The organism is Scardovia inopinata JCM 12537 (assembly GCF_001042695.1).
In the GTDB taxonomy this organism is placed as follows: Bacteria; Actinomycetota; Actinomycetes; order Actinomycetales; family Bifidobacteriaceae; genus Scardovia; species Scardovia inopinata.
Genome location: NZ_AP012334.1, coordinates 1340439 through 1361787 on the forward strand (window position 1 = coordinate 1340439; position 21349 = coordinate 1361787).

The following is a 21349-nucleotide window of genomic DNA, read 5'->3' on the forward strand; positions in this document are numbered from 1 at the left end:
TATTAACTACCACTAGGTAGTTAAAAAATCCGAGATAAATCAAGGGAGATTATTATGTCTCAATCACCAACGCAGTCACACAGCAGCGAGATTACCCGGGCGGGAAGAATTCGCTTTATGCTGGCCTTTTTCTTCTTTGCTCTGCTGTGGATGGGCGGCCTCAACATTGTGGCCGCTGTACTCCTTCCCCAGCATCTCAAAGATACTTCTGGTGATGCTTACACCAAAATTTTTACTATTCTGAATGTGGCTACAGCAATCGCATCTCTTCTGTCCAACCTAATTGTGGGAAATCTGTCCGACCGGACCCGCTCCGCCCTCGGCCGCAGAACCCCCTGGATTATGTCTGGAGGCATTCTGGGCGGTGTTACTCTTTTCCTGGTCGGCGTTTTCACCAATCCCTGGCTGATTGGCATCAGCTACTGCCTGAGCATGGTTGGTCTCAACATGATGATTGCCCCTGTTATCGCAACCCTGTCTGACCGGGTTCCCGACAACATGAGGGCCACCATGTCCGCCTTCATGTCAGCAGGCACCACCATTGGAGCAGCCCTGGGAACCCTGATTGGTGCCCGCTTTATTGCCATCCAGATTCCCGGCTTTGTTCTCGCAGGCATCCTGATGGGCATTGCCGGTATTATTACCTGCATCATGTGGCCTAAGGAACATTCTTCTCAAGATATGCCAACAGTCAGGGAAGGCCTGAAAGATCTGGCCGCCTCCTTCCGCCCTCCCACCAAGGGAGCCCGCGATTTCTGGCTGGCTTTCTGCGGACGGACCCTGCTGATTTTCAGCTATTACATGATTCTTAATTATCAGCTTTATGTTCTGGAAGATTATATTGGGCAGGGAAAGAAAGCTGCTGGGGCCACCATTTCTATTATGTCGGTCATCACCATGATTGTAGGCCTGATTGGTTCTCTGGGTTCAGGCTGGATATCAGATTTCATTGGCAGGCGGAAAATCCCCGTTATTGTCGCTTCCCTGCTGATGGCTATAGGCTTCCTTCTTCCCTGGGTTATGAAGAACCCTGTGTCCATGATGCTTTTCGCTGGATTCGCCGGACTAGGATATGCCGTTTATGGTGCCGTTGACCAGGCATTGAACGTTGACGTGCTCCCCAACAAGGAAGAGGCCGGCAAAGATCTGGGCATTCTGAACATTGCTACCACATTGGGTCAGATGGCCGGCCCCATTGTTACCGGATCCCTTGTTACAGCAGGAGGTTACGGTCTGGTCTTCCCTACCGCTATTATTTTTGCAGTCCTGGCCTGCGTGTTCATCATGCTCATTAAGAAAACCAAGTAGATGTATAAATTAAAAAATTAATGCATGATGTGCATCGAGCCTGGCGCCTGCCCTCTTCTTGTGGATGGGCACCGGGCTTTTACTTGTGACTTTCGCCCTTATGCTGACTTTGTCACCCTTAAATCCTATAATCATCCCACAGGGGAGAGGGGAATATCATTTTTTCAAATTCCAGCCACTCATCATACATATCAATGGGGGGTGTTCGCAGCCACCTCAGCTGGATTCCATCCATAGACTCAAGAGCTTTGCGCACATAGGGCCGCATTTTCCCCCAGCCGCCAATGCTAGGCGGGATCTTCCACTGAAATTTTGAATAATAATCCCACACTGATTGAGGACGGCTTTGCATATACTCGCGGAGAGGGTAATTCTCCTGAATAGCTTCTACTTCCAGCATGCAGTACAGTTTTACCAAGGTACGGCGCTGAGAATTATAGCGAATCAGATAGCGAAAGTAAGCAATCAGAGACATGCCTTCGGGATTATCGCTGCCTGGCAGACCTGATTTTCTAAAATCTTCCGGAGTCCCCTGGACATCATAAACTTCGGTAATGATGAGCGACAGAAGTCCTGCCTTGTTTTTCACATAATGGAGAACACCCTGCTGGGTCATTCCCAACTTTGCAGCGACATTTCGTAAAGAAATGCCGTTATACCCATTCTGGGCAATGAGTTCAACAGCAGCGTCCACAATCTCTTTGCGCCGTTCCTGGGGATTTTTTCTTACTCGCGAACTGGCTGTCCCTTCATATGCATTGCCCGTGTCGGCAGCAGCCTTCGTTTTATGCATAGTCGAACCTGCATTTGTGGATTTTTCTGTCATAAGTTATACCTGGTCCTCAATTATATGATGATGCTTTTGTTTCCGCCTTCATCCCGATTTTATCGTTATATATGCACTGCTGCTTTATGCTCTGGATAGCCCAAGAGCACTGAAGCAGCCGGAGGGAACAAAATTGTGCAGGATAATCCTCTGCTATTGGAAATTCTTGCTGGAAGATTGATCACTGCGTGAAAGGCTTTGATCAGCTTTCTTTATATTCTGCTGATCTGTTTTTACTAATGTTTTCCAAGAGCTCAGACTGCTATAGACTGCCCTGGCTGCTGCCCCATCATGAAAATGATTCCCTGGAGCGGGTCCCAAACCAGCTAAGGAAGACAGTCTGCACTCTCCGTAATGATCTGCTCCCTCTCCCAGCCTCCTCGCCGCTTCAGCTCTGTTAAAGTCAGAACTTTTTATCTGGCCTATGCTGGATTTCCCACTTGTATTAGTTCCCATAAGTATTCCTTCTCCTTGAATATTTATCAAATTCTTCATCGAGCTGACGGATCTGTCTGCTGTATTCTCGGTCGGATAAATCCATGTCTGACCGGGCAGAAGACAAATCATGAAGGATTTTTGCTCTTTCGTCTGCGAATTCCGACTGGTGGTTGGCGCGAATAGTATCAAGCTCCTGAACCCTGTCAAAAAAGTGCTGTGGTAGGGAACCCATAGCCGCCTGTTCGCGAATAAATTCTCTGACAGACAGAAGGCAGGATTCAAAATCTGAATCCAGCTCCTCAAGCTGACGCGAGGCAGCTTTCAGCTCTTCTTCCCGATCAGACAACCGGTTCATCCTGGCCACATACTCTTCCTGGAGCAGATTGAATCTTCGTGATTTTTCACGTTCTAATGCAGGATTCATTATCAACTCCTTTAGCAACACCTAAAAATCCTTGTTTAATAATGATACCAATAATGATTCACCTGCTTCCGCATTTCCCTGCTATTTAATCTTTTTGGTCACACATTCCTAGTCCCCCGAATTCTTTTGAGTATCCAGGGAGTACAAACCAAAATAATTTTCGGTAAGTGCTAGCCTATAATTTGATTGCGAGTGATCAGGCTCCACCTTCTCGCCTTTGAAATGAACCATTCCATTATTTGTTAAAGTAACCACCACCACAACCAGGAAAACAACCAAACCCGCCACATGATACCGACGATCATACTCCCTATCCGACAACACAAAACATCACCCCACTACTTCGCCTTCGGATCAAACTGATACAAATCATAAGCATTGCTCGAAAAATCAAAATTAGAAATATCTAATGTAACTCTATCCCCAGCTTTATGATACAAGCCATCAATAGAGTCATAACAATCCTTCTTATACACCAAGTCTGCATCCTGCCGACACCAGGCAACAAAATCATGCTCCCTCTTCGCATGAACCCAATCAGTCTGAACATTACGCTTCAAACCCGAACCGTACGCCTTACGAAGACTCGAAACTGTCACTCTCCTGGCTGGGTAGCGGGAATTATAAGCAGAAACCACTAACCGCAAATCAGATATCCGACTCTTTGGAATCGGATCAGACGGCCACATATCAGGATCAAACTCATCACGATACGAAAAACCCTTCGGAGCATACCCAAAAGGATCATATTTACGAAGAGAACCCTGAAATTCAGCAACCATAGACGAACGCAAAGACTCCAACCTCCAACGCTCCACATCCCTCCGATGAACCACCGACGACACACCAAAACCCACTAAAGTAGTCACCACCACAACCAGGAAAACAACCAAACCCGCCACATGATACCGACGATCATACTCCCTATCCGACAACACAAAACATCACCCACTTACCTCTTAAAATCCGACTCAGGAATACACCATCGATATCTACCATCAGTCGCAACGAAGTAATCATAATTACTGGGAGGATTATCTATAGGAGTTCCAGCCTCATAAAAATTACCATCCACTAAATAATCCTTCTTATACACCAAGTCTGCATCCTGCCGACACCAGGCAACAAAATCATGCTCCCTCTTCGCATGAACCCAATCAGTCTGAACATTACGCTTCAAACCCGAACCGTACGCCTTACGAAGACTCGAAACTGTCACTCTCCTGGCTGGGTAGCGGGAATTATAAGCAGAAACCACTAACCGCAAATCAGATATCCGACTCTTTGGAATCGGATCAGACGGCCACATATCAGGATCAAACTCATCACGATACGAAAAACCCTTCGGAGCATACCCAAAAGGATCATATTTACGAAGAGAACCCTGAAATTCAGCAACCATAGACGAACGCAAAGACTCCAACCTCCAACGCTCCACATCCCTCCGATGAACCACCGACGACACACCAAAACCCACTAAAGTAGTCACCACCACAACCAGGAAAACAACCAAACCCGCCACATGATACCGACGATCATACTCCCTATCCGACAACACAAAACATCACCCACTTACCTCTTAAAATCCGACTCAGGAATAAACTCTTGATATTTACGAAGTTCAGTAAAGTAATCATAATTACTAGGCGGCCTCTTAGCTGGAGTTCCAGCCTCATAAAAATTACCATCCTCTGAATAATCATTCTTATACACCAAGTCTGCATCCTGCCGACACCAGGCAATAAAATCATAAGTCTTCTTTAAATCTGAGCCGCCTGTGCCTCTTTGAATGTTTACTGGATCACTTTCTACAGTATTCTTCAACATGCGAAAACTGAATTTAGCCTTTGGAAACAGTTTATTGTACGCCTTTATCACGCTCTCAATATCAGCTTTCGCAGAAGGTCGCATAAATAGCTTAGCTTGTGTCATCGTATAATCTTCAAAGAGCGATTGGGGGATATGGTCGTAATTAAAAATAACACCAATATTTTTAAAAACCGGATTACTGTCATAAATTTGCTGAGCATCCGTAAGATCAATAACATTCATACCTTTTAATGAGTTATAAGTCCTATCGATCACATCCGAGGCGAAGTCCTGTATAAGAAAGAGTAAAGCTATACCCCCACCTGCGCTTTGAGGAAGCAGCCGTGTGAGAAAATGTTCTAAACTACCCTTTACATTATCAATTGTAACATCTTTAAGCGCATCCTGTGCAACCAGCATTTTTTTATTCTTATCGTCTTCCTTATTCTTATCGTTTTTCTTTCCAAACTGCTGCAAATGAGCAGCGAAATTAAGGATTTCACTCATAGTCCCGCTCATTCCCATATATGTTTGGAAAAGACTTTTTGCCGTTCCCTTTTGCCCTATATCTGCCGTTGTAATATCTTTTAAACTCGGTTCAACCAAAATTGTCAGTAAGCGTGCTGTAGCGCTGAGACTATTTGTAGGATAAAAAGCACTGAGATTAATTGTCAGCTCTTTCTGACTCCCCCAGATGGAAGTATCAAATTTATTCGCATAGGGGCTGACAGTAGTTGGTTTAATTCGTTCTGCCATGTGCAGCAGATTATTTACCATGATGCTGCTGACCCAGGCACTGTTATCATGATGTGAATCCTTAGTGCTTGGCATATCCAGTTTCTGTATCAATAAATCCGAAGTGGCACTCATAGCTTTAAGCAGGTCACTCTTCTTAAATCCGTACAATCTCCTGCCACCCTGGTAGGACTGCTTGCCGTCGCTGGCGAAAAGAGACCGGATTGATTCCTGCAGAGCAGCAATATCAGGTTTATGCGCCGGATACTTGCGATTAGCCATGGAATTGAAAGCCTTCACTGCCGCAGTCACCATTTCACTGGTCAGCATCCAGGCCGGAAGTTTCGCCATGGCTTTCCACAAAACCTTATTATTTTTCCTTTCCCTGCCCTGTTTGTCTGCAGCCTGATAAAAGTCTGAAGATTGCCATCCATTTCTTGTCGCTTTTTTGTAAGCGTCCCACTCCTCTTTAGTCAGGAGCTTCTTCACCTGTTTATCTATGACAGCTCGCCAGCGATTATCAACATCAGAAGTCCACGACATATCTGCATGCTTCCCCTCAGCCATCGCCTTGGAAGCAGCTACTGCCCGTGAGAGAGTGCGGGACATGCCTTCTACTTCTGAGTAAAATGTTGGAGAAATACTAATGTAATGGTGAACTTTTTCAAGATCCTTCTGAAAACAGAGAATAGATGCATTGCACATATCAGCCAATTTATCTGCAGCCTTTACCAGGCTGTCCTGAAAAGAATCATCCTGCGACGATTTAGGCAAGTTTAAAGCCCGGTCACGCATATCCCTTGACTGAATAATTTTTTGCTGCGCATCGCTGATAAGTTTTTCCAAATGATCCGTATCAACTGACCCATCAGGCTCTGTGGGAGACAGTTGGCGAAGAGCAGCGCGATTTTTCTCATCTCCGCTTTTTACCGCAGCAAAAAGTACTGCCTGGGTACGCAGAAATTCGGTCTGACAATGGAATTGCGCAGTCAGCGCACTGTAACCTTTTCCCTCAAGACCAAAATCAGCCAGGTCATAGGAAGCAAAACGGCTCAGCCATTTCTGGCACTCGGCAGACTTATGATCCAACATTGTGATCTCTCGTGCGAGTGCTGTATTCAGCTCTCGGATCTTAATCCTCATAAAGAGCCTCTCTTGCTTTGCTATCTCAACCTACCCTCTCATTATCACATCAGACCTTGACTCCGCCAAAGCGCCTATCTCGGTGGCAGTAGCGATCAATGGAGCGCCAGAGCACCTGGCGGCCACAATCCGGCCACAATTCTGGAACAAAATCAAGCTCAGCATAAGCGGCTTCCCAGGGCAGGAAATTGCTGGTTCGTTGCTCTCCGGAAGTACGAATCACCAGGTCGCAGTCCGGAATATCGGGATTGTATAAATGCTCAGCAACCATTTTCTCTGTCACCCGGTCGCCTTTGATCTTTCCCTCAGCAACCTCCCTGGCAATCTGTGCAGCTGCATCCGCCAACTCTGCACGGCCACCATAATTTATGCAAAAAACTACATCCATCACCGTGTTGTGCTTGGTTTTCTCCATAGCCACTTCAAGCTCATCAATAACAGATTTCCACAGACGTGGCCGGCGGCCAGACCATCGAACCCTGACTCCCCATTCGTTCATCTGATCAACACGACGATGAATAATATCACGGGAAAAACCCATCAAAAAACGAACTTCAGAGGGGGACCTCTTCCAGTTTTCCGTAGAGAATGTATAAAGACTCAAGTAGCGAACCCCTGCTTCAATCGCTCCGGCAATCGTATCGAACACTACTGGCTCAGCTGCTTTATGCCCTTCAGTGCGAGCCAGACCTCTGTGTTGAGCCCAGCGTCCATTGCCATCCATTATCACACCAACATGCTGGGGGACTTTCCCCTGAGGAAAGTGCGGAATGCGGTCAGGATGCGAAAAAGGTGCGTCCGGAACCGACAGAGAAGTATAATCAACAGCTTCAAAACTCATAATTATGAATGTATCAAACGAAGAGAATGGATAGGCTTTTCCAAATAATATTGTGACCATTCCTCTACTATTTCCCGCACCTGTGGGGACAAATCCTGCTGGTCCAGACTCTCCCAGTCCCCCGCAAGCAGCAAGCCCAGCTGAGAAAAAGTCTGACCGGATGCCTTATGGGAGCGGGGCAGACGATGAGTTAAACACATGGCTCCTCCTGCTTCAGTAGAAAAATACTCAACCTGATCTCTCCGGCCGCAGACCACACAGGAATCCAAACGGGGAGTCCATCCTGCTAAACTCAGAGCCCGCAAAACATACGAATTTTCAATCATCTGAGGACTATGCTTCCCCTCGGCCAAGGCTGCCAAAGCTCCTATTACCAAGGTGTACTGCTGTCGCTGAGAAATGCCAGTTTGCCTCAGATCTGTAATCATTTTATCTACAGTTTCCACAATCACGCTGGCTGACAAGTAGGCTTCATAGGTCCCCACAATGAGGGAAGCATAAGGGCTGATGACCACAGCCTGAGAGATTGTATCCAGATCATGACGTCCTTGGGCAATCAGCAAATCATCCCACATAAAAGGTTCCAGACGGGAGCCGAAACGGGATTTTGCCCGGCGCACCCCATGAGCGACTGCCCTGATTTTGCCGTGATGTGCAGTCAAAATAGTAATTATTCTGTCTGCTTCCCCTAATTTTATGGTTCGCAGAACCACGCCCTGATCGCGATATGTAGGCATCTTCCTACGCCTCCTTTCCATTGCCCGCTGCCATCATCAGAACCGCTATTATCTATCAATAGAGGAAAAGCCCCAACAGAGCCAGAAAAAGCATGATAAAAAACATAGTGGCTGCTGCAACCCAGAAGAAAACAATGCCAAATTTTCGGTCTGCCACCACTGTATTGACCGGACTTCGCTTCATGAGCTGACCAGTTTTACGATCGGCAATTTCGATCAGGCCTGAGAATACCGAGCTCATGGAGATAATCACCATAATAGCCATGATTTGGCTTACCGGCCAGGACCAGTAAGTCAGATTAGAATATTCCGGGGCTGCGCCCCAGACCAGGTTGACAATGCTGATGGTGCACTGGGCAATGCCTGCCAGGAAGAGAATCAGACAGAAGAAGGAGAGGATGCTGTTGGCCATGATAACCCGTCTTAAACGCCGAGTCAGACCAAATACCGGTTCCTTCCTGCCCTGGATGAGATGACCGATCTTTATAACCAAACTGCTGATGCATAAAATAATAAAAGTGATCAGGAGCAGAAGCATAATCCCGGCAACAATCAAAGTGAGAATAGTTCTTCCCTTGTGGCCATGAACGTAATCTGGAATCGAAATAGATTGATAAATCTGGGCTCCTGCAATGCGGGATGTAGTCTGTTTAAGCCCCAGGCTGGTCCCTACTGCCCAGTTGGTTACATCATCCTCATAGTGATCAGCCAAAAGAGTGCCGGGCATAGCCTCATTGCCTAACCGTAACACATGATTGCCAATGGGATACCCCCGAACAGTCACATTCCAGTTCCCGTTTTTATGAGCCAGCTCCATAATCCTGCTGACCCCACTGACCTGAGCAGTCATCACATCTTTGCTGCCATAAGCAACAAAGGTTGGAACTTTATACATTTGTCCTTTGGCATTATTTTCAAATTGGAAATCCATATTAGGCAAATGCACAATAGATGAGTCAAAGCTGAGCACACGCTGAACCATAGAGGCATACCCCGGATTGGCCCTGATAATGGACAGGTCCTCGGTCACAAAGAATCCCAATGCCTGACGGGGACTATATACCATAGGACTGAGCAGAATCTGAAAGGAGACCAACTTGCTTTCCCTCTCAACAATTTGCTCAATCCAGGCCCCCTCTGAAGTAGCATAAGTACCGATTCTGGACTGATCAACATAGCTGAGCGAGGCCAGATATGTCAAGACCTGTTCATACGCCTTAGCAGAAGCCGGATAATCCCGGTTGAAATCAGCCGTATTCCATATAGGTTTATCTACGGTTGCGGTCACAAAGCCAGCCGAAGTCAGATCTTCGGCCACATCAGCAAAATCTGTATAATACCCAGTTCCGGCTCCATGTAGAAATGTCATGGCGGGGAATCCCTTGGAATAGACCGATTTTTGCGGATCCGCCATAGCCTGGCCGCTGGAATCAGCCGGGACTCTGACTGTCATCCTCAGCTTCTGCCTGCCCCCCTGGGTGGAGGTCACTGTCTCATAATGAGTAAAGGAGAGAATTTTATACGATCCCCTGTGAGGAAGGCTCATCCCTCCGGTCTTTTCTTTTTCCTGGCGAAAAGCGACCTCAGTACTGTTCGTTGTTGTATAGATAGTCTGATTAGTGGGAGCATATTCCCAGGGAATGGCAGTAAAGTAAGAAACGGATGCAAAAATCCCCATGAGAAGAATAAACATAGGGAGCATAACAAAGATATGTTTAGTCCGAGTCCAGGATCCATCTGCCCTGTTTGTCAGGCTACGGGTAAGCCAGGCCGGAAAGCGCCGCTGATCCTGAGCCTTTGTCTTCTGTTTGCTATGCACACCCTTATCTTAACGGGTAGGCGCTATCTCCCTTTCTTTCTCCCTTTCTCTTCTTTTTTCTTTCTTTTTGCCATCATACCCTTCTTTAATTTTCTGACTCTGCCTGACTGGAGTCCTCCTGGCTGGAGTTCTCCTGACCGGAGTTTTCCTGGCTGGAGTTTTCCTGAATGGAGGCTTCCTGGCTGGAGCCCCCCTGGCCAAATACTTCCTGATTGTCCGAGGCGACAGGGAAAAGCAAATCGGGAAGCTTGTAATCATTATTCTGATTGTCTTCGTTGTTGCTCTCACCTTGATTGAGGGAATCATGTAAATTATCCTGTGCACCAGAATCTACAGAGCTTTCCTGAGCATCGAAATTTATGGAATTTTCAGATAGTGCCGCTTTCTGAGGATTTTCCTTTTCTTGTGGAAATCGCTGACTAACTCCAGTTGGGGCGAAGGAGACAGGCATAACACCCTCATAAGGATTCAGCTTGGCATTTTCCTGATCAGTACCTGCCTCATTGGTCTGGCCATCATCTTTAGAACCCCTGCCTTCTACGACATTATCCTGGCCCTGGTACTGGTTCTGGCCCTGATTCTGGTCTTGGCCTGCAAAAAGTGACTCCTCCAAGGAAGCGAGACCCTTATAATCAGCATTCTGGGCATACGGCTCACCCTGACCTGCGGGATTATTCCCTCCAGTCCTCATGGCGTCTTTGACGGTGACCCCCTCAAGACGGCCAAAGGCAACAATCCGGGACACAACCTGGGCAACCCGGTTCAGATACATGTCAACCTGACCCTCATCGTAGCCCTTAGCCCCCTTGCGCTGAGTGAACAAAATAGTAGATACATACCGAGGCACGAAATCCTCATCAGAATCAAAATTACTGGATTCTACAGCCTGGTCATAATCAATGCTCAACTCATCACAAATACGGGTCATGATATTTACTACGAAAGAATCCACCTGTTTGCGGTCATAAGACGGATCCTTGCCGCGGCCGCTTGCAAAGCGATGAGAGTCTTCCGCGGTTGCACGGGGCATCAGCGTCTGAGCCAGCTGAATGGTCTTAGTCCTCCAGGCAACCCTGCCTTCATCAGCGATTTCGTAAGAAGTCTGCTTATCGACAGCCGCCTGTTCCAACCGAAGCAGAGCCCTATCTACGGCATCAATATCATAACCACCGCGAACCAGAGTAAAAAGAACATTTTGAATGTCTTCCTGCTTCAGCTGCGGCTGAGGAGCATCGTATAGCTGATGAGCACGCTGCAGGAACTCATCCACCTGCTCCACATCATAGCCCCATTTTTTCTTCGGAGCTAGAGGAAGTTGTGTCCCTTTTGCCCGTCCCTCATTAGCCATGAAAATCCTCCCCAATAAAACGAGAACTGCGTGAGAATAAAATGATTCTGTTCCTAAGGTACAAACTTTTCAACCGCTGCCGCTAAATTTACGCCATTTATACACGGAACAACCACGAAATTCTCTCTTCGTCTGTGTACTGCTGTAGCATGTGGAAAGTCGGGCGATTAGCTCAGTTGGCTAGAGCGCCACCTTTACACGGTGGATGTCGGGGGTTCGAGTCCCTCATCGCCCACGATTATCAACGGTGTAAGCACTAGTCGGTGTATGCATTGGTCGTCCTAAACATCAATATATAAATAAAGTCCCCTCACATCGGTTAATGAAAAACCATCATCAGGCGTATTCCCATATTTTGCCCACAAACCCACAGAAAGTTATCGTTCCCTGCTTGTTGAGGCGACATCAAACCCCAATACATCGTTACACATCAAGATATCGTTCCAATGCTTGACAAGAGTCACCTCACTCACCCAACTCGAAGATACAAAAAACCTTCCTGCTACAACAAAGCCATCAATCTCCTATCTGCGCTTTGGGTGAGGAGAGAAAAGAAATAAGTCGCCACACACCAGGGTTCACACCTATCTGCCAATTGGGTGAGGACGGAAATAGACCTAATGTAGAAGGCCTAATGCAGATTGAGACTGTAAAAAGTCGATCAAAACCAAGTCAATAAACAATAAATAATTAAAAAGAAAAATGAAGGGAAAACACCCACTCACCCAACTCGAAGATATAAAAAGGGCTAGCAAGCAAAGAGTAGAAAGCAGCACACCTATCTGCGCTTTGGGTGAGGAGAGAAAGTTCGCTGAATCAAAAAGCCACGCACTCACGATTAAGAAAACACACACTTAACCCCTTTAGACAAAAAACACCTAATTGAGGCTCAGAATCAGTAGAGGATTGGTCAGAAGAAAATCAAACCAGAAGAAAATTGAATCAGTGGCCGTGACCAAACGCCCGCAGCTGAATCCCGTTCCAATCGTTGCTAAGAGTAACAGGCGTACCGGCATTCATGCCAGCGCCTTTAGCAGCATTTTGAACCGTATTGGAACCTGCCTGGCCATCACGACCGGGTTTGGGAGTAATTACCCAGAACGGCCCATCCCCTTCAAGGAGGCCGCCTGCGTCCATGATCGTATCAGACAACTCATCCTCAGCATCGCCATCACGCCACCAGATGATAACGCCATCAACGCTGGAGTCATACTCTTCATCAACCAGGTCTTCACCGGTTAATTCCTCAATGGACTCACGGATGGAATCATCCACATCATCATCCCACAGCCACTCCTGGACCACGTCCCCGGGCTGAAAACCTAACTCCATTGCAACATTATCTGTATTAGTCGTATCGGACACGTTTTTCAGCATATCAGCAATAATGGAAAAATGAGAATACCAATCTCGCTTAAGCCTAGATTTAGAATTTTTTACCCGTAGATCAACGGCATGTGGAAACTGAGATACGTGCGAGTATGCACGATATATATACGAGGTATGCACAAGATATGCATGAAATATGCATAGGCAACAGCCTTGTGCAGGCGGCAGCAGCGAGGATAAGACAGTCAGCGAATTTTACAGACCGGAAGGGAAGACCCGCGCCCGCTGCCAATAACCACCAGAGCCTTGTAAGCCTGATCGAGGTTGGAAACCGCAACCACATGAAGACCGGCTGGGATGTTACCCACCACCTCATTACAGTTGCTCCTGGGAGCAATGAACCATTGCGCTCCATCCCTGACAGCTCCAACCATTTTCAGCCGAATTCCGCCAATCGGTCCAATTTTTCCATCCTTTTCCATGGTACCGGTACCAGCGATGGTTTTCCCTCCGGTTTCGTTGGCGGCAGTCATTTTATCAATTGCCCCCAGGGTATACATCATGCCAGCCGAGGGGCCGCCAATGTTGTCTACATTCATGGAGATGCGGGCTTTACTGACCTTGTATCCTCTTTTTGTCAAGAACGCCACTGCCTGATTCTGTGCAGAAGATTGTGCCTGACTCATCTGCCTGGTGGATTCTTTCTTATAATCCTGAGGACTTTGATTAACAGGGTATTCAACTTCCTGCGGTACTACAATAGTATTTTTCGCAAACCAGGCCCAGATTACTTGAGCATTTGTCGCCGGATATCCAGGAACACCAGTCGCACTAACTGTTGTTAACAGCAATTTCCCTGAATCTTTATACGTTTTAACCCCTTTAATGGAGATCATTTCTGAGGCATTTGTCTTTGACGACACTGTCCCGAGCACATTGCCCGTCGGTCCAGGGAATTCTATGGTATAAGCAGAATAAGGAAGGAAAAGCAGAACGATGCAAACCGCTATGGTGAACGTACTAATCCACCTGTGCCAGCGAGGGGAGACAGATGCCGGATGGACTTTTTGGGTGGCGAAAGACCCAGCTCCTGTTTGAGCGGCTTGATAGGCCGAATTCATCGATGAATAATCATCGGCACCTGAAGAATCTGTTCGTTTGCGCTGTTTCATGTAAAACCTGCTATTCCCTTTGTCTTGTTAATAAGTTGTCTTGTTAATCGTGTGTTTTGCCGATCGTATGAGTCCTGTTGTGTCTTGTTGATCTATTAGCAACCTATTCATTATTATAGCGGTCACAGTATAACCAGCCTAACCCTATCGAGCTAAAGCAAAATGAGTGGAATCAGTCCTCAGCGCAAAAGTTGATACAACATGACTCAAGATTTGTTTTTTGAGACAGACAGGGGTACATTGGTAGGAGATGCCAAGCAGATCACACAGGAATTGATCCGAAGGTCATACTGCAATAAATACTGCGCTAATTTAGGCATACGGTAATAATTTAGAATTACGGTAATAATTTAGAATACGATTTAAGGACTAGCGGTAAGGAATAAACCCATGTCAGAAGAAGAACTCCACCAATGGATGATTGAATCTTTTGGCCCCGAGCAGGGAGAGATGGCCTGGCAGCAACTATCATCACTGCCACCAGAAATCAGGGAGCAACTGATGAGCGCGCCAGGAGGGCTGCCGGATCCCCAGGAAGTTCATTCTCTGATGGATGCCTTTACTACCAGCGGTCTGAGCACCATGCAAGACATTGACAGCATGCTGGATCAGGGTCCTATCAACATTAAGTTAGCTTCATCAATAGCTCACAAAATGGCCCAGCAAAATCAAAAAATTTCATCAATCAGCGCTATCTCCGGACAGCAGGTTCGCTCCGCTGTTTCTCAGGCAAATTTATGGCTGGATTCAATAATGGAATTCAATCCCCCGGCGGGAACTGTCGATGTTTTAACGAGAGATGAGTGGGTCTCCCAAGCCCTCCCCCGGTGGGCCCATTTTGCAGCGCCTGTAGCTAAATCCATGAACCAAGCAATGGCATCTGTTTTCAGCGAGCGCCTGGGAGGAATGATGGGCGGCGAAATCACAGGGATGTTCGCCGGACCTATCCCTATGCCCATACCCGATGATTTGAAAGACCCACAGAAGCTGATGACGATTTTAGGGAATACCACCTATGCCATGCAGCTTGGCAGGGCTGGAGGCCAGCTTTCCAGCAAGATTTTGGGGGGTTTTGATCAGGGTATTGCCCTTCTGCCGAATCCTGCCGGAGCGATGATCCCGGAAAATATTGAGAATTATGCGCAAGAGCTGAACTTAAGCTATACCGAAGTTCTGGAATATCTCAGTTTGGTGGAGCAGGCACACGCCCGTCTCTTTGCTTCCGTCAGCTGGCTGATGCCGCAGTTTGATGCTCTGATCGGAAAATACGCCAGGGGAATAACAATAGATCTTGATGCCATGGAGGAGCAGCTGCGGCAGGCTGAAGAAATGAATCCGGATTCTCTCGCCGGAGCTGTAGACCTTAGCAAAGTTGGTATGAGCGATACCCCCGAGCAGCGGGAAGCCCTGCACAGTTTGGAAAATCTGATGGCCCTGGTTGAAGGGTGGGTAGATACCATAGTTTGGAGAGCCGGCATGGCTCATATACCTCACCTCAATCAGCTACGGGAAATGCAAAGGCGGGAACGGGCTTTGGGAGGACCAGCTGAAGAAACTTTTGAAACTCTTTTAGGGTTGCAGCTCAAACCCAAGAAAATGAGGGAAGCAGCAGAGCTATGGGAGACTATTACTCTGGCAGAAGGTCAGGAAGGAAGGGATGGCCGTTGGTCTCATCCCGACCTGCTCCCCACTTTGCCTGAGGATGCACTGGCTGCAGCGTCAGCCAAGGATAACCAGGAAGCCCGACAGCTTGATCAAGATTTATCACAGCTGCTGCAGTCTAGTTCTGCTTCATCCACATCCTCTGCACCATCTGTCTCATCCGCATCCTCCGCACCGCCCGCCGCTTCATCTACAGCATCCGCAGCATCTACAGCAGAGGAATCTGTATCAGGCGATGAAGCGAAGATTGACCACCAGGGATCTGCAGATATGTCTGCAGAAGATATGTCTGCAGAAGATAATAATCCTGCCGGCAGCAAGCATGAGCCGAAAATCTCAGGTGGAATTGATTGGGATGCAGAGCTAGATAAGCTCTTGGCCAGTGAGGGCAAATCAGCAGCCGATGCAATCGATGCAGCCGATGATGATTCCGAGGCCAAGAAGCAAAACGACAGCCAGAAACAAAACAATCAGGCTAATAATGAATCAGGCAGCGATGGGCAGAAAAGCAGCGACGATGACGCGGAAAATAACGAAAACCATGAGGGCGACGACGATTCACAATCCCAACAATAAGAGACAATAAGAGCTGGAAAATAGCCAGGAAAAGTGTGAAACAGTCTATAGGAGGAACCGACTAGGCTGTCTCACACTTCCTCCCACCCCACCAGTTTCCTGAGGATGGGCCGCCTGCGCATAGGATATCTCCAGGTTATCCTGAGCCCGTGTAATCCCTACATACAACAGGCGGCGCTCCTCTTCCAGGGCATCATCGCTTTTGCTGGAGGAGAAGGGAATCAGCCCTTCACTGCATCCTATGATGAAAACTCGCTTCCATTCCAAGCCTTTGGAAGCATGAATTGTCGACAGACTGATTTGTCCTACAGATCCGTCTGCATTCATCATCGAATCGTGCCCCGCCTGGCTGACCCAGCCCGATTCTGTCCGAACCCGATAGGCAATTTTCGCTTTCTGCAAGTATTGAGCCAGAATTTTACCCTGGCTGTTGATTCGCATTAAAACGGCAATATCTTCTGCTTTTTCACCCTTATGAATCAAACGCTTAATTTTCTCGACGACACTGCAGGATTCCTCATCATCACAGCTGTACATCCTCTTGCTAATTCTTCTGCCTGTGTCTCGGGCTGATTCCAAGAACAAATAATCGTCCCGAACCGGCGAAGGTTTAAGGATTTTATTAGCCTCTTTTACAATATTTCTGGTCGACCGATAGTCAGTTGCTAGCTGAATATCGGCAGTCACAGGACTGAATTCCCGGGAAAAATTAATCAGGTAATAGCTGGTCGCCCCAGCAAAAGAATAGATAGTTTGCGCCGGATCTCCCACAACACAAATATTGCGGTTATCTTTCAGCCATAATTGAACCAAGCGATGCTGAAGAGGAGAAACATCCTGATATTCATCCACTGTCAAAGAATCAATATGACTGCGGATTTGCCGGGCGGAGGAAGAATCCTCATCCAATATATGACAAACAAGGAGGAGGATATCATTAAAATCAATCTGGCCTCGGTAAGCCTTCTCTTCTTCATAGGCTTCCATAACAGATTTCATCTGGATGCAATCCATTCCCAAGGGAGGGACCCTGCCCAGAAGACGACAGGCACGCCCGTAATCCGAGGGAGCAATCAAGCCCACCTTTGCCCAATCAATCTCAGCCTGAACGTCCTGAACTTCCAATTCCTGATACGAATCCCTCCCGGTTGATCTTGCCAGTGCGCGAAAAACAAGGTCTTTAGCATTATCTGTAACCTGAGGAAAGGGAGATTCACTCAGATCATCCCAGACAGACCTGAGCTGCTGAAGGGCGGCAGAATGAAAAGTAGCTGCATGAACCTGACCAACCCCCAAAACCTGAAGACGGGACTGCATCTCCTGGGCTGCCTTAGTGGAAAAAGTGACCGCAAGGGATCTCTCCGGATCCCAGGCCCCGGTCTGGCAGGCATAAGCAATGCGGTGCATGATTGTTCTGGTTTTTCCTGCCCCCGCACCGGCAATAATGCGCACAGGTCCTTCAACTGCTGATGCAGCTGAGCGCTGGGCGTCGTCCAAATCCAGAAGGAGATCATGAGTCATATCTCCATTTTCCCTCACACAAAGACGGGGAATGATGAAGCATGTTATCCACAACAATTCACAACTAGGTGCGTTGTTTCCACAGATACACTGCTGCCGCAAATGCATCGTTGCCTCCATAATTCCATGCGTAGCCCCCATGTATTAAGGTGGAACCGTGAGTCAACGTTCCAGCTTTGAAATTGCAGCACTCGCGTCGGCTGCTATGCCCACGCTGACAGTAGCGACAACCCGTCGCTCAGAACAGTTTGCCCTGTCCGGAGATAAGGATGACATCGTTACCGCCATCATTACCGACACCACAGGCGAAGAATACGATGTCAGCATCAGCGACAGCGAAGAAGGCAAGAAGCGCCTCAAAACCCGCGCCAGGGCTGCTTATGTGCTGGACAACACTCACGAACCCTCTGCTCTGGGTTTTCGGCTGGACCACTTGGAAACATTTGTATCCGGAGACGATCCAGAAGGGAGTACAGGGAAAACAGCTGTGCTTATTATGCCCCATGTTAATGGGGACGCCCACCCTCTTTCCCGTTTAACGGAGACACAATGTGCCGCTGCCGGGACCTGCATTGGCGCTGTTCACCGTTTGCGAGGAAAGTTCATTGTCAATGCTCATTACCCTGCCTACCCTTCCGCTCAGATTCATCAACAGCTCCTTCAGTGGATTGTAAATTTACGCGCAGCAGGACATATTCCTACCGAAATCCTGGATAATTGGGATGCAATTATTTCCAATGACAATCTGTGGGATTTTCGCTCCTGCCCGGTTCACGGCGGCTTTAGTGACGGAGATATTCTCTTTACCAGCACGGGAATTTCAGGAATCCGCCACTGGGAAGATATGCAGATAAACGATCCAGCCCGTGATCTGGCCTGGATTTTTACCCAGTTGGACCCGGCACGCCGAAATTTTGTTCTATCTGCTTATGCCCGCATTATGGGCAATCGGATGGACGATATGATTATGCTTAGAGCCGGCTTATGGGTTCAAATGTCTCAGGTCGGAGATTTTATTAAGGCTCTGGAGAGGGCTGACTCACAGAAGATTATGCGTTTTAAGTCTCAGGTGGAGTCTCTGGCTCATCAGATTTCACAACTTAACTCCTCTTCTTCGCACTCTTCCACCCCCTCTACCCTGACAGTTGGAGACCTGCTAAACAACTCAAGCTCAGAGTCTATGGGCAGGCAACAGACGAATAAAAAGTCTGATGGTCAAAAGCCTGATGGTCAGCAGATAAACAATAATCAGACCACTAACAATAAGGCAGATCCTCAACAGGCAAAACAGATAAAACAGACAGAACAAGCAAAACAGGCAGAATCCTGGCGGGAAAGAGCGAAAAAATCCTCTTCTGCGAATTTATATTCCCATGATGGGAATAATAATTTCGATTACGACGACGATAAGACGGTTGTCGGCCACAAAGCCCTCCCACCGAAGCACGGGCAGGGTCGCAAGCCAGCTTACAACCGAATTCTTCAGCCACCGGCCGCTCCTAATCCCAGCAACTCTGATCCTAGCCATTCGCAGACTCCTTACCAGCCTGTCTCCTGGAATTCTGATCCGGTTCAATCAGAAGATTTCAGCTTCGCTGCCCCTGACCAGTCCTCTGACAATCAGGCTTCTTCTCCTCAGACAGCTGACCCGCATGCAACTTCAGCCGCAGATAAGGAAGAAACGATCACCCTTCCACATGTTTCCCCTGACCAAGAGCCAAAGAGCAATACCAAGCTCAGGGATGTAAACGGATACGATTCAGATCTGAACGATGACACTAATGACAGCGGTCCGATTATTGCTATCGATACCAACCCTGATGATATCGCTACTGAAACTTTCGCTTCCTACCAGGAGGATCAGAATAACTCATCTGAAGGCGAAGACAGGCAAGAAGAGAAGCAATAAGCACAGCCCAACGGTTACACTGAGAGAAACGATCCTCACCAACTAAAGGAGAATTATGGACGTTGAAATTGGTATTAGGCATGTTGCCCGGCCGGTTACTTTTGATACAGACGCCAGTGCAGATGAGGTCTCCGCAAAGATCAAGGAAGCAGCTAGCAAGGACATGCCAGTCGAATTGGAAGATTCCAAGGGTCGCAAGTTTCTTATTCCCTCGCAATCCATTGGCTATGTGATCATCGGTTCTGAAACCAGTCATCCAGTTGGCTTTGGAGCTTTGGGCTAAGATTTCTCTGTAACAGGGAAATAAAAATTAAGAATCTGCTGGCTGCTGCCGTAGGAGGCCTGCGCCCCAATCCCGGTAGCAGCATAAGCAGCAACATATGAAGCCAGATAGGCACTGTCGGTTAAGGACAGACCAGCAGCAATCCCAGATAAAATAGTGCCCATAAAGCTGTCCCCGCAGCCAGTAGTATCCACAGCCTGAACATGAACAGGACGAATATAAGTTGCCTGACTGCCATTGAGAACAACTGCCCCATGGCTTCCCAAGGTTACAATAGCTGTCTGGTACCCAAAAGCGGCCAGGCTGCTGCGGATTTGCTCCCATTGATCATGGAATCGGCCAAAACCATCAGCGACTTGTTCGTCAACGGCTACAAGTTCCGGTTCTATCCTAAGCAAATCTGCCAATTCATGCTCATTGACTAAAAGAATATCGGTTTGACCAATCAGTTCCCGGGGAAGATCTGCCAAAAAGGGCGAATCATTCAGCAAAACAGGAATTCCCCGATTATGGCAGATTGTTGCGCTGGCCATAACTGCCTCCAGAGGACTTTCTAGACACAGGCCTAGGACTGCAGCCTCTTGCAGGACCGACTGGTTGGCTTGGACATAATCCGGGGAAACCTGGGCATTGGACCCGGCTGAATAGACAATGGTGTTCTCCCCGTGGCTGTCTACCGTTATGACAGTAGAACCACTGGGCCCAGGGGCCGAACCCATATGAGAGGTATCAACATGTGCCTCAGATAGCTTTCGCAACAGGAAATCTGCATTGTCATCCTGTCCGACCATCCCCAGCATAGAAACTCGGGCTCCTATACGACCAGCCGAGGCCGCCTGATTAGCTGATTTTCCTCCGGGAAGAATCTGCAGCGGTCCGCCGTTTACGGTCTGCCCCGGCAACGGCAACTCCTCTGTGGTCACCGTATAGTCCACATTGGCTGATCCCATGACGCATACTCTTCTGGTGCCTGAGACGATCCTGCCCAGAAGATCCTTGATACGACTGTGCTCTTGTGCAGTAACCATTGTCATCCTTTACCTTCAATAAATCTTCACACTTAAAAGGGTACACCACATTGGAAAATGACGTTCGCGAATGAAGTTGTTTCGCCTGTTCTCACAATAAATTTTACCCCTTCGACTGCCGCTTTGAAACCATGAGGACCGTCGTGAGGAACAAAGGAAACCGGAAGATCAAACCGGTCTCTGACCCAGCGTTCAGGAGCATGCCCTTCTACTTCACAAGCCATGAGAGCACTTTCCAAAGTAAGATTGTCCTTCAAAGCATCTAGAACATCCTCAAAGCGGGGAACACCAAAGACCAGCGCCAGATCTACAACTTCGATGCCTGGGGGGTCCGGCAGCCCGCAATCGCTGATAACAAAACGATCCTTATGACGCAGCCCAGCCAGATCTGCAGCCAACTGAGCATTCAAAATCCCATGTGTCAGCACAATATGTACTATC

General features: G+C 47.8%; 20 protein-coding genes and 1 tRNA gene. 5 read left to right on the plus strand and 16 right to left on the minus strand.

Annotated features, from left to right (window positions below):
* Positions 1-54: 54 nt before the first annotated feature.
* Complete coding sequence (locus tag SCIP_RS05430) at positions 55-1308, plus strand: MFS transporter (protein ID WP_006293719.1); 1254 nt, start codon at positions 55-57, stop codon at positions 1306-1308.
* A 118-nt stretch (positions 1309-1426) separates the two neighbouring features.
* Here the strand turns inward: SCIP_RS05430 and SCIP_RS05435 are convergent, their stop codons facing one another.
* From SCIP_RS05435 to SCIP_RS05485, 11 genes are all read right to left on the minus strand, one after another.
* On the minus strand, positions 1427-2101 hold the full coding sequence (locus tag SCIP_RS05435) for a TetR/AcrR family transcriptional regulator (RefSeq protein ID WP_006293718.1): 675 nt from the start codon (positions 2099-2101) through the stop codon (positions 1427-1429).
* 186 nt (positions 2102-2287) lie between these two features.
* Positions 2288-2590 (minus strand): hypothetical protein, encoded by a 303-nt coding sequence (locus SCIP_RS05440; RefSeq protein ID WP_006293717.1) that lies wholly within the window; start codon positions 2588-2590, stop codon positions 2288-2290.
* On the minus strand, positions 2580-2996 hold the full coding sequence (locus SCIP_RS05445) for a hypothetical protein (RefSeq protein ID WP_048349272.1): 417 nt from the start codon (positions 2994-2996) through the stop codon (positions 2580-2582). The genes SCIP_RS05440 and SCIP_RS05445 overlap by 11 nt, the downstream gene beginning before the upstream one ends.
* Before the next feature lie 108 nt (positions 2997-3104).
* On the minus strand, positions 3105-3320 hold the full coding sequence (locus SCIP_RS05450; protein WP_006293715.1) for a hypothetical protein: 216 nt from the start codon (positions 3318-3320) through the stop codon (positions 3105-3107).
* A 14-nt stretch (positions 3321-3334) separates the two neighbouring features.
* Positions 3335-3934 carry a hypothetical protein gene (locus SCIP_RS05455; RefSeq protein ID WP_006293714.1) on the minus strand — a complete coding sequence of 200 codons (600 nt, stop codon included), beginning with the start codon at positions 3932-3934 and terminating at the stop codon, positions 3335-3337.
* Between the two features lie 14 nt (positions 3935-3948).
* Entirely contained in the window at positions 3949-4554 is a 606-nt protein-coding gene (locus SCIP_RS05460; protein WP_006293868.1) for a hypothetical protein, read from the minus strand.
* A 14-nt stretch (positions 4555-4568) separates the two neighbouring features.
* Entirely contained in the window at positions 4569-6683 is a 2115-nt protein-coding gene (locus SCIP_RS05465; RefSeq protein ID WP_006293713.1) for a hypothetical protein, read from the minus strand.
* A 49-nt stretch (positions 6684-6732) separates the two neighbouring features.
* The gene (locus SCIP_RS05470) at positions 6733-7524 is read right to left on the minus strand and encodes an isoprenyl transferase (protein ID WP_006293712.1); all 792 of its coding nucleotides are present in this window, start codon (positions 7522-7524) and stop codon (positions 6733-6735) included.
* Positions 7525-7526: 2 nt separating this feature from the next.
* Positions 7527-8261: a DNA repair protein RecO gene (recO, locus tag SCIP_RS05475; protein ID WP_006293711.1), complete on the minus strand. Its 735-nt coding sequence runs from the start codon at positions 8259-8261 to the stop codon at positions 7527-7529.
* 55 nt (positions 8262-8316) lie between these two features.
* Positions 8317-10080 (minus strand): alpha/beta hydrolase family protein, encoded by a 1764-nt coding sequence (locus tag SCIP_RS05480; RefSeq protein WP_050752397.1) that lies wholly within the window; start codon positions 10078-10080, stop codon positions 8317-8319.
* 85 nt (positions 10081-10165) lie between these two features.
* The gene (locus SCIP_RS05485) at positions 10166-11428 is read right to left on the minus strand and encodes a DivIVA domain-containing protein (RefSeq protein WP_006293709.1); all 1263 of its coding nucleotides are present in this window, start codon (positions 11426-11428) and stop codon (positions 10166-10168) included.
* Positions 11429-11589: 161 nt separating this feature from the next.
* Between SCIP_RS05485 and SCIP_RS05490 the strand changes: the two genes are divergently transcribed.
* A tRNA-Val gene (locus SCIP_RS05490) sits at positions 11590-11663 on the plus strand.
* A 707-nt stretch (positions 11664-12370) separates the two neighbouring features.
* Here SCIP_RS05490 and SCIP_RS05495 read toward each other — a convergent pair.
* Entirely contained in the window at positions 12371-12805 is a 435-nt protein-coding gene (locus SCIP_RS05495) for a DUF3052 domain-containing protein (RefSeq protein WP_048349274.1), read from the minus strand.
* A 197-nt stretch (positions 12806-13002) separates the two neighbouring features.
* Positions 13003-13929, minus strand: coding sequence for a S16 family serine protease (locus tag SCIP_RS05500; protein WP_231288057.1), 927 nt, complete (start codon positions 13927-13929; stop codon positions 13003-13005).
* Between the two features lie 390 nt (positions 13930-14319).
* Here SCIP_RS05500 and SCIP_RS05505 point away from each other — a divergent pair, with 390 nt between their 5' ends.
* A complete protein-coding gene (locus SCIP_RS05505) occupies positions 14320-16167 on the plus strand; it encodes a zinc-dependent metalloprotease (RefSeq protein ID WP_006293706.1) in 1848 nt (615 codons plus the stop codon).
* A gap of 45 nt (positions 16168-16212) precedes the next feature.
* Here the strand turns inward: SCIP_RS05505 and SCIP_RS05510 are convergent, their stop codons facing one another.
* Positions 16213-17688, minus strand: a complete 1476-nt coding sequence (locus SCIP_RS05510) for an ATP-dependent helicase (protein ID WP_040591320.1) — start codon at positions 17686-17688, stop codon at positions 16213-16215.
* Positions 17689-17845: 157 nt separating this feature from the next.
* On the opposite strand from SCIP_RS05510, the gene SCIP_RS05515 reads away from it, so the two are divergent.
* Both SCIP_RS05515 and SCIP_RS05520 read left to right on the plus strand, forming a co-directional pair.
* Positions 17846-19597: a phosphotransferase gene (locus SCIP_RS05515; RefSeq protein ID WP_006293704.1), complete on the plus strand. Its 1752-nt coding sequence runs from the start codon at positions 17846-17848 to the stop codon at positions 19595-19597.
* Between the two features lie 55 nt (positions 19598-19652).
* A complete protein-coding gene (locus SCIP_RS05520; RefSeq protein ID WP_006293703.1) occupies positions 19653-19880 on the plus strand; it encodes a DUF3107 domain-containing protein in 228 nt (75 codons plus the stop codon).
* Here SCIP_RS05520 and SCIP_RS05525 read toward each other — a convergent pair.
* Complete coding sequence (locus SCIP_RS05525) at positions 19877-20908, minus strand: ribokinase (RefSeq protein ID WP_006293702.1); 1032 nt, start codon at positions 20906-20908, stop codon at positions 19877-19879. The two genes, SCIP_RS05520 and SCIP_RS05525, sit on opposite strands and share 4 nt — an antisense overlap.
* Before the next feature lie 32 nt (positions 20909-20940).
* On the minus strand, positions 20941-21336 hold the full coding sequence (rbsD, locus tag SCIP_RS05530) for a D-ribose pyranase (RefSeq protein ID WP_006293701.1): 396 nt from the start codon (positions 21334-21336) through the stop codon (positions 20941-20943).
* Positions 21337-21349: the final 13 nt, after the last annotated feature.